Origin of the sequence: Hyphomicrobium sulfonivorans, assembly GCF_013306565.1 — a bacterium.
In the GTDB taxonomy this organism is placed as follows: Bacteria; Pseudomonadota; Alphaproteobacteria; order Rhizobiales; family Hyphomicrobiaceae; genus Hyphomicrobium_A; species Hyphomicrobium_A sulfonivorans.
In genome coordinates this window covers 573,505-590,241 of sequence record NZ_PZPO01000002.1, presented here as the reverse complement: position 1 = coordinate 590,241, position 16,737 = coordinate 573,505, and the positions used below count along the sequence as shown (strand labels likewise).

The window sequence follows — 16,737 nt, the reverse complement described above, 5'->3', positions numbered from 1 at the left end:
TCGCGCGCTTGGCGCAGCGGGAGCAATACAGTGACGCAGAGCCGTCTCATCATCCTGCTGACCGGCTTTGGCGCATTTCCCGGCGTTGCGCACAACGTGACAGCCGACTTCGTGCCGAAGCTGGCGAAGTCGGCGCGAGCGCTGTTTGCCGATTACGACATCGTCACAGAAATTCTCCCCGTGGCGTGGGAGCGCGGGCCGCTGCGGCTCGGCGCACTGCTGAACGGCAATGCTCCGGTGCTGGCGCTGCATTTCGGCGTTGCCAGCGCCAGCAAAGGTTTCCGCATCGAACTGACTGGCCGCAACGTATGCGCGCCCCGCCCGGATGCCGATGGCGCCCTGCCGCCGCTATCCAGCATCATCGCCGGCGGCGCGGCATCCATCGCCGCCACGCTGCCTGTCGATGATATCGTTTCACGATTGAAAATCGCCGACGTTCCGTGTTGCACCTCAAACGATGCGGGCGACTACCTCTGCAACGCCATTCTCTATCAGTCGCTGACAACGGCGGCGCTGGCGGAACGCCCGTTCATGGCCGGGTTCATTCACATGCCGGAATGGCTGTCCGAGGCCAGCGGCCCGTTCGAGGATGGGCATCTGACCTGGAACGGCGCGCTGGCGGGCGGGCTGGAAATGATCGCAACCTGCCTGGAAGCCATCGAGGGCGACGGCAGGACTTCGTCGGCCAGATCGGGCATTCGGGGAAACCCATCGGACTGGAAAACCCGCCGTTAACCCGCGTTGGTCTCAGTCTTGCTTACACGGGGCACGCACCCCGCATGCAGGACCGAAGCGACCATGACGACCGACCGCCGCAATCTTCTCTCCGCCGGGCTGGCAGCCGGGGCCGCCGTCGCAGGCATCGCGGCCGTTGGCGTCCGCACCGCCGAAGCGCGCAGCTACGGCTCAGCGGGCGACGACATCGGACTGGTTTCCGGCAGCCGCATCGATCAGGCGCCGGTATTGCAGGCCGCGCTTGATGCAGCGACCGATCGCGGCGCACCGCTGCACCTGCCGCCGGGACATTTCCGCATCGGCGGTCTGCGGCTGCGCTCCGGCGCGCGCCTCATCGGTGCCGATGGACTTACCAAGCTGGAGCATGCTGGCGCAGGCCCGTTTATCACCGCCGAAGACGCGGACAGCATCGCAATTGAAGGCATCGCATTCGATGGCGCCTATGCCGCGCTTGGCGATGCCGATGGCTTGATCGCAATTGCGCGCGCAAAATCCGTGCGCCTCAATCGGTTGCGTTTGACCCGTAGCCCCGGCAACGGCATCGCGCTGTTTGCTTGCGGCGGCAGCGTCACCGATTGCACGATCGACAACGCGATGCAGGCGGCCGTGCGCAGCCTTGATGCGACGGGTCTTGAGGTCAGCCACAACGACATCGCCGACTGCGGCAACAACGGCATTCAGATCTGGCGATCGGAAGCGGGCGAGGACGGCAGCATCGTTGTCGGCAATCGCATCGTTCGCATCCGCGCCGATGGCGGTGGCACCGGTCAGAACGGCAACGGCGTCAATGCGTTTCGCGCCGGCGCGGTGCTGGTGAGCGGCAATCGCATCACCGACTGCGCCTTCAGCGCCGTGCGCGGCAACGCATCGAACAACATCCAGATCATCGGCAATTCATGCTCGAGACTGGGCGAGGTGGCGATCTATTCCGAATTTGGATTTGAAGGCGCGCTGATCGCCAACAACTTTGTCGACAACGCTGCAACCGGCATCACCGTTACCAACTTCAACGAAGGCGGCCGACTTGCGGTGATCCAGGGCAACATGGTGCGCAACCTTTTCCGGCGCGAGCATGAACCGGTCGACAAGCGCGGCCACGGCATTACCGCAGAAGCCGATTGCGCCATGACGGGCAACGTCATCGAGCGTGCGCCGACGGCCGGCATTGTGATCGGCTGGGGCGCCTACATGCGCGAAGTGGTGGCGACATCGAACCTGGTGCGCGACAGCCGTGTCGGCATTCTCGTTTCGGTTGATCCGTCGGCGGGCGCGTGTCTCATCGCCAGCAACATGATTTCCGGCGCCAAGCTGGGCGCAATTCGCGCGATGGACGGCGAAGGCGAACCGGTGGGCGCGGACCTCGTGCACGGCGGCGATGGCAACAAGCGCATCAGCGTCAGTGGTAATGTTGCCGTGTGAGTGAAGGCGCTCTGCATCTCTTCGGCGCGCAATCGGCCATCAGAGTTTCAAGCCAGCGAGCGCGTCTTCGAAGTATGCCGACGAGCGAACTTCACCCACTTCAACACCATGCCATGTCTTGATGCCGCCAACCGGCATCAGTCCGCGCGCTGACGGATATAGCCGCTCCACCAGCGCCATCGCGGCACCGGACGCGGCGCGCTTGGCGCCGTCATCGATCTTCAGCGCGAAGCCGAGCCCAAGCTCCGGAAACGCGCCGCAATAAACGCCCTCCGCGCCGGTCTTCATGAACACCTTGCCCGGCAGCGCGCGCATGACGACGGTGTCGGCGCGGTTTTTGCCCGCCACCATTTCCGGAAATTGCCAGCACGCATCGAGGATGCGCAACAGCGCAGCCCGGCGATCAGCGTCCATGCCTTCGCCGCTTCCGAGACGGGCGAACATGCGCGCCATGGCGGAAAGCGGCATAGCCCAGTTGGGAACCGAGCAGCCATCGGTGCCGCGCACATCAGCGCCCAGCGGCAATCCGGAAATCTCGGCCATCGCGCTGTGAACGCGCTGCTGCACCGGATGATCGACATTGCAGTAGCACGCGGTGGCTTCGCCCATATGCACTGCGGTAGCCAACATGCCCGCGTGCTTGCCGGAGCAATTGTTATGCAGCTGCGTCGGCTGCTGCCCGGCCGCGATCAACTCACGCGCAGCGGCCGCACCGAGCGGCGCATGGGCGCCACAGCCGAGCGCATCGGGATTGAGACCCGCGCGCTCCAGCATGGCAGCGGCGAGATGCGTGTGCCGCTCCGACCCGACGTGCGAGCCGCACGCGATGGCGATTTCGGCGGGACCGAAACCGAAGCGATCCGCCGTGCCGGTTTCGATCAGCGGCAGCGCTTGCAAAGCTTTGACAGCTGAACGCGGATAAACCGGGCTTGTCACATCGCCGAGGCTCAGCGCCAGCGCGCCGGACGACGACGCCAGCGCTACGGCGCCGCGATGGCGGCTCTCGACCAGCGGGCCACGCGTAACTTCAATCAGAACGGGATCAACGGTCATGCCGGAGATAATGCCTCAGAATTCGTCCAGCAGACCACGCCAGCCGCCAGCGCCGGCATCGTAGGCGGAAAGCGAGCCATCCTGCATGTCATAAATCCAGCCGTGGATGTTCAGCGTGCCCGCCTCAACGGCTTCACGGACGATGTCGTACGTCATCAGATTGTCGAGCTGGAATTGCACATGCGCCTTGATGGTTGCGGTCAGCCGTTCCTCGGCCGGCACGCGGGCCGCCTCGATAAGCTGGTGCGCCGGGCGTGTAAACTCCAACCAACGGCCCAGATGCGCTTCGCGGCCGGGCACCACTTCCTCAAGAAGTGCGGCGACGCCGCCGCACCCCGTGTGTCCGCATACGACGATATCGTCGATGCCTAAATGGCCGACGCCATATTCGATCGCGGCCCCGATGGTGTCATCGGCGGCATCGGACGGCGGGACGACATTGGCGATGTTGCGGATCTCGAACAGCTCGCCGGGATCTGAGCTGGTGATGGTTGCAGGCACGACGCGGCTATCGGCGCATCCGATCCACAGCAACCGGGGCTTCTGCTTACGGTTGGCAAGGTTTTGATAAAAGTAGCGGTCGCGTTCGAATTGCTGGCGGAAGCGCTCGTGCCCCTCCATGGCGTCCCTGATGTCGAGATCGATGCCGTTGGCGTCCTTTTGGCTCGTCATCCGTCGTATCCCTGCTCCGCCGGGTGGACTTATCGCGCAATATGGTTAGCGCGTCCGGTTGTGGATGCCACGCGCTTTTTCAGGGCCTTTGGGGCTCCATCCATCATTTGTTGGCAGCCTGCGGCCTAAACTCTTCACCAACATCGCGGGTGCAGCGCGATAGCCCGTCCAAATTCGGGCTAAATCCGCCACCTATTCTCCGGCACCGAGGGAAGCCGGGGGGCCGAGCAACCTGGGAAGATGGCAAGTTGCGTAACCTACTTCGTCTCACAGCGGCTTGGCTCTGCCTTGCCACCGTCGGCCAGGCCGCAGCGCCCTTCACTGTTTCAGCCCAGGCTGAGGAGTGGGTCGGCCGCAGCGTCACGCTGGCCGGGCGCAAGGTTTCGTGTGGCAACGCCGATATTATGATCGACCGGAACCTGCCCAGCGAGGGTGGTGCCGGTGAAACAGTGCTGATCCTCAATCCCTTCATGCTCAACAAGCAGCCACCGCAGGTGCGTCTGTTCGTGTTCAAGCACGAGTGCGGGCACATTCAGGTCGGCGATTCCGAGCTCGATGCCGATTGCTACGCGGTAAATCAGGGCGTGCGCGAGGGCTGGCTGGACCGTAAGGGGCTCGCGCAGGTGTGCGACAGCTTCGAGGGCGCGCCCGAAACCGATACGCATCCATCCGCCAAGCGCCGCTGCGCTTATCTGGATCAGTGCTACGCCAAGGCCAAGGCCGAGATGACGCCGATCGCACCGCGGCCGACGCCTGCCACACGGCCGGGCACGGCCGCCGCCATCACCGCCTCTGTGATGGTGCCCGCAGCCATACCAACGCTGCCGGTGAAGAAGGATGCCGTAATGGCGCCGCCGAAGGTGCTTTCGGCTTGGCGTTGCACCGAGCCGCTGGAGGTCGCCGAAACCGGCGCCATCGATCCAATCGGCCAGGTGCTCAGCAAAGACGCCGAGCATAGCGAGCTCTGCCGCTGAACCGCTGAGTTGGCTAACCCCCCGTATCTCACAAATAGCGTGGCTAGTAGCGCCCCTGTAGCTGGCTGGGAGCTGCATGCTGCCCATCACGCTCATTGCTGGCGCTGGATAGCCGTTCCTGAAGGGTGAGCAGCTTTCTTTATCGAAGCCGCGGAAAGCGCGGCGCGAGCTTCCCACTTCGTCGACAGACCCGAGACAGTTCGAAGGAAGAGCCAGCCCTTCCCCACTGCAGCAACGGCAGCGCGCCGCCAGAAGGCTATTCGGATGGCATTCTCGTAGCGCCCGCCAGCTGGCACGCCGCTCGCGGTGCTGCCCTTGCACGGCAGGCAGCGCCCGCCGGCATCTGCGGACCGAAGCTGCCGTGAGCAACGCCTCGCCAAACAGCCCGCGTCTATTTTTTTGAACAGTTATCCCCGTCGGCGGGCACCAGCGACGTCACTTTGCGAGCTGAATATCAATCGCGCGCCACAAAAAATAAAATATCGGCATTTTCTGATGCGAAATGGGGCGCCATTTCTTTTCGCTTTTTAACCCCTGCACATGCCACTGGATTTATTTAATGGCAAGACAAATAACCCATCCGTTAGCTGGCATAGCGATTTGCATCAAAAGCATCTATTTCTGCATATTCAACCAGCAAACCAATAGTTACTATGGGATTTTCAGCTCATTTTGACACGTGGCGAATAATCAAATCCGCACTCGATTAACCATAACCGAAAATGGATTAGCTTTGTTTTTGCGGCTAACCGTTTTTTACAAACACCGGGGTTATTCCTTTTCCCGTGCCGTTCGACGCAGATCGGAAACACCGAATGTCGGACAATCGAAATCATTTGTGGGTGAATTGGGAGTTTTTCTAATGCGTGGGCTTCTTGGAGTTCTGGTTGCAGCCGGTACGCTTGCTGGTGCGAGCATGGTAGCAACGACGTCGGCCGAAGCTGGCCTGTTCCATCGCGGCGGCGACTGCTGCACTGTCGCCAAGCGCGTTCAGTATCGTCAGCCGGTTGAAACGGTTGTTCCGCGCGTCACCTATGAGCGCGTCCGTTCTTACCGCACCGTCTGGGTGAAGAAGGCTTTCACCGACCGCTGCGGCTGCCGCAAGTTCTATCGCAACGTTGCCGTTCAGCAGCCGACCGTGTCGGTTGTGAAGAAGGTGACGTATGAGCGCGTTCGCTCTTACCGCACCGTCTCCACCGTCAAGCACTACCGCAAGCGCTGCTGCTGCAATTAATCGGCACTAAGCAGTCCGGTATTAAATGGGGGACGTGGCAAGCGCTGCGTCCTCCATTTTCTTTTGAGGGGGCCATAATCGCAGCCGGCACTACGCACACGGCACGGGCACCCAAGGGCCTAGAAGCCTACTTGCGATCACCACGCTCGTGATCGCGCTGCCAGTACACGAACCACAGCGTGACCAACGCCGTCAGCACCATCGTGGCCAGGATGTCGGTGCGGTTGATGAATGCGATCCACGCGTCCCAGCCTTGCAGCAGCCGCCCTTTCGGAACCAGCAGGCCGTTGCCGATCAGAATTGCCAGCGCGACACCGGATGTCAGCGCCACCGCTGCCGCAACCTGCAGCGTGCGTTTCAACACTCGCGGGACGGTGAGCTTCTTGCCAGGCACGACAAGCATGGTCTTCTCGGACATGTCACCTCTCAGGTGCTGATTGGCTGTTCTTGATTCGCCCATTCTATGGCGCACTGATGGCAACACTTTGGTAACCACTCAGGCGCGCAGCAGATGAACGGCGCGAGCGCATGGGGCGGATCCCCTGCGTGATTGTCACCGCAGGCTGGGGCCAATGGCGATGTGCACATCGGGGCAACTTAGCTGCACCCAAAATGCAAACTGCGCACCGATGCGTTGCATCGGCGCGCAGTTCTGAAACCCGGTGAGGCTGAGGAAAAGCCCCAGTTTTGGGCTTTAAATCGATTCTTTGAGTTCCTTGGCGGCGCGGAAAGCCACCTTCTTGGAAGCCTTGATCTTGATCGATTCACCGGTCGCAGGGTTGCGGCCCATGCGTGCCGGACGCTTGCGAACCTGAAGAACGCCGAGACCGGCGAGGCGAACCTTGTCGCCCTTCTTGAGGTGCTTGGTGACCAGAGCGACGAGCTCCTCAAGCATTGCGATGCCCTGCTTCTTGGGCAGTTCGTGCGTTTCCGCCAGGCTGGCACCAATCTGGCGCAGCGTGATCGTGTTGACCTTCGCAGCTGCCTTTGCAGCAGGCGCCGCCTTGGCAGCAGCCGTCTTAGCGGCTGCCTTTGCAGGAGCCTTCGCAGCAACCTTCTTCGCAGCGGGTTTCTTTTCAGCCATCTCTTGGTTCCTTGAGAATCGTTCAGCCGCAGGCATAGTACACGTGATGCACGCACAATGTGCGGTGGGCCGAGCGCGAATATGCGGGATAAGGGCCGAAATCAAGCGGTTTTTGCACACCGCGGCACAGAAAGCGTAGCAAAACATGTCCTGAAGGGCATGTTTCAGGCCCCGCTGAAGGCCTCGCGCAGCGCACCCGAGATGCGCAACGGCTTGCCGGAAACAGTAATCAAAACGACCGTAACTTCGGCCTCAACCAACACCACGCCGTTGCGTTGAACGCTCTGTGACAGCGTCAGACTTGCCGCACCGACGGCTTTCACGCGCGTCACAACCTCAAGCAAATCATCGATGCGGGCGGGCTTCAGATAATCGAATGTCATGCGGCGCACGACGAACGCTGCGGGCTCTGTTCCGCCCGATCCGTCGATGAGACGGCGATGATCGCCACCCAGCAGACGCAGGAAATCCGATCGTCCCCGCTCGCACCAGCGCACATAGCTGGCGTGATAGACGAGGCCGGAAAAGTCGGTGTCTTCGAAGTACACGCGCACCGGCAAAACATGCGCCTGCGCACCGTCGATTTCTATCAGGCGACCACCGAGATCAGGCCAGGTGCGCGGGGCTGTGTCTGTCATGGGCAGGCAATCCAGGATGCGAACATTTGAATTCTTCGACACTGCGCGCGCTTCAAAGCTGAGCCGTGCCGAGATCGATCTGAACGATTTCAGGCGGTGCGCCAAGCCGGACAGGAACCGCGCTGCAGCCCAAGCCACCGGAAACGATCATATGCCGATTGTCTTCGACGATATGGCCGTAGAGATAGCGCTGGCCAAAGCGTGAGGGAACGACCGGCGCATAGCCGAACAGTCGCACCTGCCCGCCGTGAGTATGACCGGCGAGCGTCAGCGACACACGCGCGGGCATCGACGCGAAAATGTCAGGCTCGTGCACCATCATGATGATGGGCGCATCGTCGCTCACCTGAGCCAGCGTGCCGGGCAGATCATCGGTGCCCTCGAAATGACGGCGGCCGTCGCGGTGACTTGGAAATGCCCACTGATCGCCGAGCCCCGCCAGCCAGAAGTGGCGTCCGTTCTTGTTCAGCCGCACGCACGTGTTTTCATGCACGGTGATGCCGGCTTCCTGCAGCGCGATGCCGGCCTTGGTCGGGCCACGACGGCGACGAACGACATCCCAGTCTTCCCACCAGTCGTGATTGCCAAGCACCGCGTGCACACCCATCGGCGCCTTGAGGCCGGCCAGCGCGTTGGCCCAATCGCGATGCGGCACCGGTTTGGAAAAGCGCCCTATCGAATGGCCGGCCACGTAATCGCCCAGCAGCAGCACGCAATCGGGCTGCAGCGTGTTCACCTGCTCAACCATGCCCGCGATGCGCTCTGCGGTCATCCAGGGATCGCACGCATGCAGATCGCTGAGAATGAGCAGTCGCACCGGCAGATCCTGCGGCCAGCCCGGAGGCGTCATTTGATAGCGCGTGATGTTGCTGCCGAATGACTCAGCGAGTGCGTACCCGCCGGTGCCAGCGCCAGCCAGTCCGGCCACACCGAACCCCATGAAGAATTGTCTGCGGGTGATCACGCGGTTTTTTCTTTGTGTGACTATGTATGACTAGATGTTTGTTTTGGGATCAGGCGAAAGCGACGCCCCTAAAACTGGGCTATCGCAGCAAATGCTGCACCAAATGTTGATATTCCGTGCAGCAACTGCAAGAGCGGCGCCGGGTTAACCGTGTTCGCGGCCGGTGTCGTCCTCGTCCAGCCCCTCGAATAAATCATCGTCTGGCACGGCTGCGCGTTGCGGCCCGGACATGCCCAGATGCTTATAGGCTTTCAGCGTGACAATACGCCCGCGCGGCGTGCGACTGATGAAGCCCTGCTGCAGCAGATAAGGCTCGACGATTTCTTCCAGCGCGTCTCGCGGCTCGGACAGCGCGGCCGCGAGAGTATCGATGCCGACCGGGCCACCATCGTGCGTGCGCGCAATGCAGGAAAGATAGCGCCGATCCAGCGGATCCAGCCCTTCGGAATCGACCTCAAGCGCGTTGAGCGCCTTGTCGGCCAGCGTTGCATCGATGATGTCGCGCCCCGCAACGGCTGCGAAATCACGCACACGGCGCAGCAGCCGCCCCGCGATGCGCGGCGTACCGCGCGCACGACGGGCGATCTCATGTGCACCCTCGGGGTTGATCGGCGCACCAAGCACACCGGCGCCGCGCGTCACCACGCGCTCCAGTTCTTCGACGGTGTAAAAATTGAGGCGCACCGGAATGCCGAAACGATCGCGCAGCGGCGTGGTCAGCAGGCCGAGGCGCGTGGTGGCCGCGACCAGTGTGAACTTCGCCAGATCGATGCGGACAGAGCGCGCGGCCGGACCTTCGCCGATGATGAGATCGAGCTGGAAATCCTCCATCGCGGGATAGAGAATTTCCTCCACCGCCGGGCTGAGACGATGGATCTCGTCGATGAAGAGGACGTCGCGATCCTCAAGATTGGTGAGCAGCGCGGCGAGATCGCCAGCCTTGGAAATGACGGGACCGGACGTGGCGCGGAAGCCTACACCCAGCTCCTTGGACATGATCTGCGCCAGTGTGGTCTTGCCCAGCCCAGGCGGACCGGCAAACAGCACGTGATCGAGCGCTTCACCGCGACTGCGCGCGGCCTGGATAAAGACGCTGAGGTTCGCGCGTGCCTGCTCCTGCCCGATGAATTCAGCAAGGGCCTGCGGGCGCAACGACGCCTCGGTCAGATCGGTATCGCGCTTGGCGCTGGAAACGAGCCGCTCGGTCATGGTTTGTTCCTGCGCTGGTTTGCGGAGTCCGTCAAGCGTCGCGGCGGTGCGCTGCGATGTGTTCGCTTCGACGGGATACACGAGTGACACAAAGCCGGCGGCGTGCCCATGCGGCGAACGCCACCCCGCCAATGAGGGCATCACACCAAGTTGGCGTTTGCATCCGTTGATGTCAGCCGGTTGGCAAGCCAGCCGGCGCCTGCCGCCAGCAGCCATGTCCATTGCCCGGCTGTCGGGCCAAACGCATATGCGACGCCGATAGAGCCAGCAAATACGGCGGCAACCAGCAGCGGCGCCAGCAACCCCATGCTGCGATCCTGCTCCGATACATCGGCCGCCATCAGACCCGGCGTCCTGCGCGCGTACCACCAGATCAATGCAAGCATGACGCAATTGGCGGTCAGCACTGCCGCATAGCAGATGGTGGGCAGCGCGCCGTCGTGACCGCTGAGCAAACTGGTAACGAACGGGATCAGCACAACACACATCAGGAAGATGAGATTGACCCAGAGCAAGCCGCCATCGACGCGGGGAATGTTGGCGAACTGGTTGTGGTGCGCCATCCACAGCACGCCGATGACGACGAAGCTCAGCGCATAGCACCACAGTGCACTTGCGAGCCCCGGCAGCGCCTCCGCCAGGCTTCCCTGACTGGCCGCTTCGGGCAACTTCAGATCGAGCACAAGCAGCGTGATCGCCACCGCCATCACGCCATCCGAGAAGGTGATGAGACGCTCCGAACCATATTGGCTGCGGGTTTCGCTCGGGGTGGCCATGGCAGAGAGCTATCCAATCTTAGGGTTGCACTGGGCCACCGGAGCACGCGGCCGGCCGCCGGATAGTATGCCGTGCAAAGGATGCAAAACCGTTTTTCTGGGCCGGTTTTTCAGTTCGACTGAGCACGGATTAGAATATTTTTACTTCCCGACCCCAGAGGGTTAGGGATAGCGTTTCCCCCGCAAAATACGGTATCGTGCCGGGCGTCCGTCAAGTCAGAGCTTCGATTATGTTTCGCGGTGTAGTTGTCGTAATTTCAGGCAGCGTATTGGGCTGGTGTGCCGCGTTGTCGGCCGCGCAGGCAAACGATGTTTGCATCGTTTGCGAGGAGCCACTGGCGTCCTATCGCTGCGTGCTTGAGCAGCCCTCATCGAAAGTGAAGCTGGGCGAAAAGCTGGCGCGCGAGGTGTGCTCGAAAGTGCTGGCGCAACAGGGCGAGCACGGCATCTGTCAAATGGTCAAACCGGACGATGGCGACGCCTGCAAGGGGCCGGAGCGAACAGTGACGCTGACGGATTACCAGCGGGTGATGAGCGGCGATGACACCTCAACCTATGAGGTGGGCGCGCTCGAAATCGCGCGGCGCAACGTGCATGGCACCTGGCGCTGCGTGACATCGCTGTTCAAAGATTGCTGAACCAGAAGATTGCTGATTTGTAAGCTGCTCAGCGCGCATTAGAGCGCCGCGCAACCTCGCATTGCCCAAATCGCATCCTAAATAGTGGTAGTTATTCGCCCGCCCCGCGAAGGAGATCTTATGCGCGCGACAGCTTTTGTTCGTTCCGGTGCTTTGGCTGTCGCCATGGCCGGTGCACAGGTTCTGCCGTTGCCCCTGGCTGAGGCGCGTCCGGTATCGCGCACTGCGCAGGAAACGACCGCAGTCTATGACGAAGTCTGGCGCCTGGTACGCGACCGCTTCTACGATGCAAAACTGCTCGGTCTGGATTGGGACTCGTTGGGCGAGAAGCACCGTGCAACCTATGCCGCCGCCAACTCCGATGCCCAGCGCTCCGCCGCCATCAACGCACTGCTCGGCGAACTCGGCGTTTCGCACACGCGCCATTATACGCCGGATGAAACGGCCTATTACGAACTTGCGGACATCTTCCGCTATCCGCTGCGCCGCGAGCTGCCGAAGCACTTCACCGACGGCACCGTGCGTTACACCGGCATCGGCATGTTTACGCGCGAAATCGACGGAAAAACCTTTATATCAGCGGTTTTTCCCAACATGGGCGCCGACCGCGCCGGACTGCTCGCGGGCGATGAAATCATCGCCGCCGATGGACAGCCGTTCGAAGCCGTCGGCTCGTTCCGCGACAAGGTGGGCAAGAAAGTTGAGCTGGAAATCCGGCGCACCTCGAATGGCGACACGCAGAAAATTTCGGTCGAGCCGCACGCGATAGAACCGGGCAAAGCCTTCCACACCGCGCTGCGTTCCAGCGCGCGCATCATCGAGCACAACGGCAAGAGCATCGGCTATGTGCGGGTGTGGTCGTATGCCGGCGGCAACTATCACGAAACGCTTGAAAACGTGCTGAGCGAAGGCCGCCTGAAGGACGCCGATGCATTGATCTGGGATCTGCGCGATGGCTGGGGCGGCGCGCAACCGAGCTATCTCAACGTCTTCAATCCGCACGGCCCAACACTGACCCTGAAGGGCCGGACGGGCGCTGAGCGTATCGTCGATTTCCGCTGGAACCGCCCCGTTACCATGCTGGTGAATGGCGGCACCCGCTCCGGCAAGGAAGTGCTCGCCTACGGCTTCAAGAAAAACAAATTCGGCGAAGTGGTGGGCGAGACAACGGCCGGTGCATTGCTCGCGGGCACGTCATTCATGCTGTCCGACGGCAGTCTGCTGATACTCGCCGTGCAGGACGCCGAAGTGGACGGCGAGCGGCTGGAAGGCAAGGGCGTTGCGCCCTCTGTCGAAGTGCCGTTCGATGTTCGTTACGCGGCCGGTAAAGATCCGCAGCTTGATCGCGCGCTCGAAGTGCTGTCTGGCAGCATGTGAACTGCGCGCGTGCGCGACGAGCTAGTCAGCGCTGTCTATGCCTGCCTGCTCCGCCCATCAGCTCGGCACCGACTTGATCCGCAGTTCCACCACCGTCAGCGCGCCTGTGGCTTCGGCCGCCTGCTGCTTGTCTTCGCTGATCGGACGCAAACGATATGCGTCGTCTTCATCGCCGGTCAGCTGTGTTGGTGTTTGCCCACCCTCAATCACTTCGCCAGCCGATTCACCCATGAATGACTGCGCGAGCACACCGGGCTTCAGCTCGCGATCACCCGGCCCCAGCACAGCCCAGATCAGCACGCGCTTTTTATCGAGACTATCCGTCGAACCGACGTTCTTGATTTCGCCCGCGTAAGTCTCTTCCGGGCCGGAACCGTTGGGCTTGAACGAGCAATACATCGCCCGCGTTTCGCTATCGGGATCGGTCTCGCGCTGGCCCTGCTCGGCCAGCGTGCAGGTCAGCACACCTACATCGGCTAGCGGCGCTGCGCCGTGGGCGACTGAAGCAAACATAAACGGCGTGATGACAGCAGCAATCGGCCAACGCATTGAACCCTCCATTCGAATGAATGATCGGGATGGCAACGCGCAAACTGCGCCGGAGGTTCAAACAGGCCCGACGCCACGCGCGGATTGGGCTCAACAACGGGATATGTACGCGCTGCCCTAAGCTTGCATACGCGCAAATTACCCGCGCAATTTTACGTGTCGGGAATGATGTTCGCCTGGATCAGCGTCTGCCGTACGGCAAGCGATACGAGACCGGCCAGAATGGCCAGCGCCGTGCGAGCCTGATCCAGTCCGATCGGCAGAATGAGACCGGCGAGGGCAAACGCAATCACTGCAACGGCAGCAGCAACGAGCCAGCTTAGACCGCCGGTTCTCCATACGACCGCAGCGAGGATGGCGGCGGTTAATACCGCTGGCAAAGTTGACCAGACATAGGAGCCGATCGCTGCTTCACCCAGCGCTGGCGGCTCGACCGGCAACACACTGGAGATACCGAACGCGCCCGTCAGCGCGATGATAGCTGCCAGCGCAAGCGCTGCAAAGAATGGGCTCACGAGAGCATAGATCAGAAACGTCCACAGGGCGCGTTGACCGTTGCTCACCATCGTTGATCGCCCCATTGCAAATAGCGCCGCATAGGTCGCGGCATGCCCGAAAAAACATCGCGTGTTGCGGAGCTTTTCCGCAGGGAGCTTGATAGCATCGCCCCCGCGTATCGCTCACTAATTTTTCATAGCGAGAACCCGCGGCATCACAGAGACCATCACGCGCGTGCGTGCAACCGCCGCAACCGGGCGATGACGCTGAACTCAAGCAAATGTGATCTGAAGCAAAGGCGCCGGCTGTTTGCGGCTGCGCACAATTGCCAGCGCCTTTCAGCCTTTCGTTGTCTTTCGTGCTTCTTATCGGAAAACCGGTGCCCACTTTTCCGGAAGCACTCTAGCGCGCAAGCTCCTTCAGGCCGCGCCGGATAAGCTTCGCCGTGTCGGCTTCCTCGCCCAGCTCCTTCGCAGCGACAGCAACCGCAGCCGATGCCTGCGCGGGCGCATAACCGAGATTGGCAAGCGCGGAAATGGCTTCCGCAGCAGCGTTGCCGTATTCCGGCACTGCGCTGGCGCCTGCTCCGGCCGGCAATTGCAAGCCCGCTACGGCGAGCGACGACGCCTTATCCTTCAGCTCGGCAACGATGCGCAGCGCCAGCTTTTTGCCGATGCCCGGCGCCTGCTCAACGCTGGCCCAATCGCCCAACGCAATCGCGTTGGCCAGCTCCTGCGGCGACAGCGTGCCCAACAGCGCCAGAGCGACCTTGGAGCCGACACCCTGCACGGCCTGCAGCACGCGGAACCACGAGCGCTCCACCTCGCTGGCGAAACCAAACAGGCGGATTGCGTCTTCGCGCACGTGCGTGTCGATGGTCAGCGAAACATCATCGCCAGACTTCAGATTGCGCAACGTACGCGTCGAAGCCTGCACCTCATAGCCGACGCCATTGACATCGACGATGAGGAAGCTTTCGCCGACAGCATCCACCTTACCGCGCAGTTTTCCGATCATGTTCTAGCGTCCACCCGCAGTAGCAAGAGCGAGGCGCACGCGCGCCTGGCGGTGATTGGCATGGCAAATCGCGATGGCCAGCGCGTCGGCCTCATCGGCACTTTCAACGCGTGCGCGCGGCAGCAGAAACCCGATCATGGCCTCGATCTGCTTCTTGTCGGCATGGCCAGTGCCGGTCACGGTTTTTTTGATGAGGTTCGGCGAATACTCCGCCACCACCAGCCCGCCCATGGCCGGAGCCAGCAGCGCCATGCCGCGCGCCTGTCCAAGCTTCAGCGTCGAACGGGCGTTATCGTTGACGAACGTTTCCTCGACCGCCGCTTCCTGCGGCTTGAAGCTGGCGATGACACTGGCAATGCCTTCGAACAGCTCGCGCAGGCGATAGGCCAGATCCGTGTCGGTCGAAGCCTTGATCAGGCCGCTGGCCACGTAGCCCAGGCGCACGCCATCGCTTTCCACGACACCCCAACCGGTGCGCCGCAGACCTGGATCGATGCCTATGATGCGAACAATTTTTGACCCCATGCGCCGAGCCATATCACGAAGGTGATTCGACAGCGTGCCCGCTATGCATCGGCAGCACTTTTTTAAGCTAACCCCGCGAATTAGCGCGCCTCCGCTGCTTTTCGATATCCGGCGATCCGCGCCATTTGCCTCGCAAACCACCGAAGCCACATGGCCGCGCCGTGAACCATGCCCGCGACTTTGCGTTGCCAGCCGACATGCATATACGCCACTTTCACGGGACGTTTATGGTTTCAAAATATTTTGCCAATTGCACTAAGCGCAGTGGGCCCGAACGTAGGGTGCCCCGATCGTACGGCCCCAGCGCTCCCGAGCCACTAAGCTGCGAGTACGCTGTAATGCAGATTTTGCAGGACAAGCGCGTGGCGGCACCGCGTTGCCCGATGCCGCGCCGTGAAATGCATCTCGATCAATTGCCGCCCCAGCGGGCCGGCGATCTGGCATTCCGCATTTTTTGCACGCCGGAGCTCTCACAACACCGGTCGGCCGACCACGACCTGCTGACCGCCCGGGCGCGCTTCCACCTGCGCCATGCGCGCTGGCAGATCGTGCCGACGCCCGTGGGCGATGTGCAGACCTATGTGTACGAGCCGGACGGCGCTGCGCGCGGCACGATGATGCTGGTGCACGGCTGGACCAGCGAAGCCGCTTTCATGACCGCATTCATCGAGCCGCTGCGTCGCTCAGGCTATCGCGTTGTCGCGTTCGATTTCCCCGCCCATGGTATGAGCCCGAGCCGGCGCACTAATCTCGCCGACTGCGCGCGCGCCATGTTGAGCGTGTGCGATTTCTACGGACCGATTGAAGGCGTCGTTGCGCACTCGTTCGGCGGCTTTGTTTCGTTGCTGGTGGCCGAAGGTGGCGCACCGCTGACACATCGCCATCCGATCGATCGTTTTGTGCTGATCGGCTGTCCGAACACGCTGTCCGAAGTGACCACCAACTTCGGCCAATCGCTGCGTCTTGGCGAAGCCGCACAGCGCGCCTACGAACAGCACCTGGAGCGGGTCGGCCATCGCCCGGTAACGGAGTTTTCTTCGGTCGCGCTGCTACGCGGAATCGAAACCGATGCGTCGCCGCTGATCATCCACGGCCGCAAGGACGACGAGGTCGGCTTCCATAACGCTGAGGAAATCGCCGCCGCGATCCCCTCAGCGCGCCTGTTGCCATTCGATGAATTAGGTCACCGCAACGTGCTGTTCGCGCCGCCCGTGTTCCGCGCGGTGATGAGCGAGCTTGGACCACGCGCCAGCGACGCGATGTCGAGGTCGATGCCGGCAAGTTCTTCCTGCGGGCAGGAGATGAAGGCCTCGGCGTGATACCAGCCGGCGCTTTCCCGGCCCGAGGGATCTACGCCCAGCTCCGATAGACGCTC

At 61.9% G+C, this 16,737-nt stretch carries 19 protein-coding genes; 7 read left to right on the top strand and 12 right to left on the bottom strand.

What is annotated here, in order from left to right; genetic code table 11:
• The first annotated feature begins 30 nt into the window (after positions 1-30).
• Both C6Y62_RS07850 and C6Y62_RS07845 read left to right on the top strand, forming a co-directional pair.
• Positions 31-735 (top strand): pyroglutamyl-peptidase I family protein, encoded by a 705-nt coding sequence (locus tag C6Y62_RS07850; RefSeq protein WP_173953441.1) that lies wholly within the window; start codon positions 31-33, stop codon positions 733-735.
• Between the two features lie 63 nt (positions 736-798).
• Positions 799-2,154: a TIGR03808 family TAT-translocated repetitive protein gene (locus C6Y62_RS07845; protein ID WP_173953440.1), complete on the top strand. Its 1,356-nt coding sequence runs from the start codon at positions 799-801 to the stop codon at positions 2,152-2,154.
• Positions 2,155-2,193: 39 nt separating this feature from the next.
• Here C6Y62_RS07845 and C6Y62_RS07840 read toward each other — a convergent pair whose 3' ends face one another.
• Together C6Y62_RS07840 and C6Y62_RS07835 are read right to left on the bottom strand one after the other, a co-directional pair.
• Positions 2,194-3,207, bottom strand: coding sequence for an asparaginase (locus tag C6Y62_RS07840; protein WP_173953439.1), 1,014 nt, complete (start codon positions 3,205-3,207; stop codon positions 2,194-2,196).
• Between the two features lie 15 nt (positions 3,208-3,222).
• Entirely contained in the window at positions 3,223-3,879 is a 657-nt protein-coding gene (locus C6Y62_RS07835; RefSeq protein WP_068461416.1) for a carbonic anhydrase, read from the bottom strand.
• A gap of 248 nt (positions 3,880-4,127) precedes the next feature.
• Between C6Y62_RS07835 and C6Y62_RS07830 the strand changes: the two genes are divergently transcribed.
• Positions 4,128-4,853, top strand: coding sequence for a hypothetical protein (locus tag C6Y62_RS07830; protein WP_068461414.1), 726 nt, complete (start codon positions 4,128-4,130; stop codon positions 4,851-4,853).
• A gap of 862 nt (positions 4,854-5,715) precedes the next feature.
• Positions 5,716-6,087 (top strand): hypothetical protein, encoded by a 372-nt coding sequence (locus tag C6Y62_RS07825; protein ID WP_068461413.1) that lies wholly within the window; start codon positions 5,716-5,718, stop codon positions 6,085-6,087.
• Between the two features lie 127 nt (positions 6,088-6,214).
• Here C6Y62_RS07825 and C6Y62_RS07820 read toward each other — a convergent pair whose 3' ends face one another.
• From C6Y62_RS07820 to C6Y62_RS07795, 6 genes are all read right to left on the bottom strand, one after another.
• The gene (locus C6Y62_RS07820) at positions 6,215-6,505 is read right to left on the bottom strand and encodes a hypothetical protein (protein WP_068461411.1); all 291 of its coding nucleotides are present in this window, start codon (positions 6,503-6,505) and stop codon (positions 6,215-6,217) included.
• Between the two features lie 276 nt (positions 6,506-6,781).
• The gene (locus tag C6Y62_RS07815) at positions 6,782-7,171 is read right to left on the bottom strand and encodes an HU family DNA-binding protein (protein WP_083509601.1); all 390 of its coding nucleotides are present in this window, start codon (positions 7,169-7,171) and stop codon (positions 6,782-6,784) included.
• Positions 7,172-7,335: 164 nt separating this feature from the next.
• Positions 7,336-7,809 (bottom strand): YbgC/FadM family acyl-CoA thioesterase, encoded by a 474-nt coding sequence (locus C6Y62_RS07810; RefSeq protein ID WP_173953438.1) that lies wholly within the window; start codon positions 7,807-7,809, stop codon positions 7,336-7,338.
• Between the two features lie 52 nt (positions 7,810-7,861).
• A complete protein-coding gene (locus C6Y62_RS07805) occupies positions 7,862-8,773 on the bottom strand; it encodes a metallophosphoesterase (protein ID WP_338074339.1) in 912 nt (303 codons plus the stop codon).
• A 144-nt stretch (positions 8,774-8,917) separates the two neighbouring features.
• Positions 8,918-9,982 (bottom strand): Holliday junction branch migration DNA helicase RuvB, encoded by a 1,065-nt coding sequence (ruvB, locus tag C6Y62_RS07800; RefSeq protein WP_173953437.1) that lies wholly within the window; start codon positions 9,980-9,982, stop codon positions 8,918-8,920.
• A 140-nt stretch (positions 9,983-10,122) separates the two neighbouring features.
• Entirely contained in the window at positions 10,123-10,758 is a 636-nt protein-coding gene (locus tag C6Y62_RS07795; protein WP_173953436.1) for a TMEM175 family protein, read from the bottom strand.
• Between the two features lie 230 nt (positions 10,759-10,988).
• Here C6Y62_RS07795 and C6Y62_RS07790 point away from each other — a divergent pair, with 230 nt between their 5' ends.
• Positions 10,989-11,396: a hypothetical protein gene (locus tag C6Y62_RS07790; protein ID WP_173953435.1), complete on the top strand. Its 408-nt coding sequence runs from the start codon at positions 10,989-10,991 to the stop codon at positions 11,394-11,396.
• Positions 11,397-11,516: 120 nt separating this feature from the next.
• Entirely contained in the window at positions 11,517-12,773 is a 1,257-nt protein-coding gene (locus tag C6Y62_RS07785) for a S41 family peptidase (RefSeq protein ID WP_173953434.1), read from the top strand.
• Positions 12,774-12,830: 57 nt separating this feature from the next.
• On the opposite strand, the gene C6Y62_RS07780 is transcribed toward C6Y62_RS07785, so the two are convergent.
• The 4 genes from C6Y62_RS07780 to ruvC all read right to left on the bottom strand — a co-directional run bounded on the left by C6Y62_RS07780 (position 12,831) and on the right by ruvC (position 15,362).
• Positions 12,831-13,322, bottom strand: a complete 492-nt coding sequence (locus C6Y62_RS07780; protein WP_173953433.1) for a DUF992 domain-containing protein — start codon at positions 13,320-13,322, stop codon at positions 12,831-12,833.
• A 152-nt stretch (positions 13,323-13,474) separates the two neighbouring features.
• Entirely contained in the window at positions 13,475-13,903 is a 429-nt protein-coding gene (locus tag C6Y62_RS07775) for a hypothetical protein (RefSeq protein WP_173953432.1), read from the bottom strand.
• A gap of 319 nt (positions 13,904-14,222) precedes the next feature.
• The gene (ruvA, locus tag C6Y62_RS07770; protein ID WP_173953431.1) at positions 14,223-14,837 is read right to left on the bottom strand and encodes a Holliday junction branch migration protein RuvA; all 615 of its coding nucleotides are present in this window, start codon (positions 14,835-14,837) and stop codon (positions 14,223-14,225) included.
• Between the two features lie 3 nt (positions 14,838-14,840).
• Positions 14,841-15,362 carry a crossover junction endodeoxyribonuclease RuvC gene (gene ruvC, locus C6Y62_RS07765; protein WP_068461390.1) on the bottom strand — a complete coding sequence of 174 codons (522 nt, stop codon included), beginning with the start codon at positions 15,360-15,362 and terminating at the stop codon, positions 14,841-14,843.
• A gap of 338 nt (positions 15,363-15,700) precedes the next feature.
• On the opposite strand from ruvC, the gene C6Y62_RS07760 reads away from it, so the two are divergent.
• Positions 15,701-16,681, top strand: coding sequence for an alpha/beta fold hydrolase (locus C6Y62_RS07760; RefSeq protein WP_246274461.1), 981 nt, complete (start codon positions 15,701-15,703; stop codon positions 16,679-16,681).
• Positions 16,682-16,737: the final 56 nt, after the last annotated feature.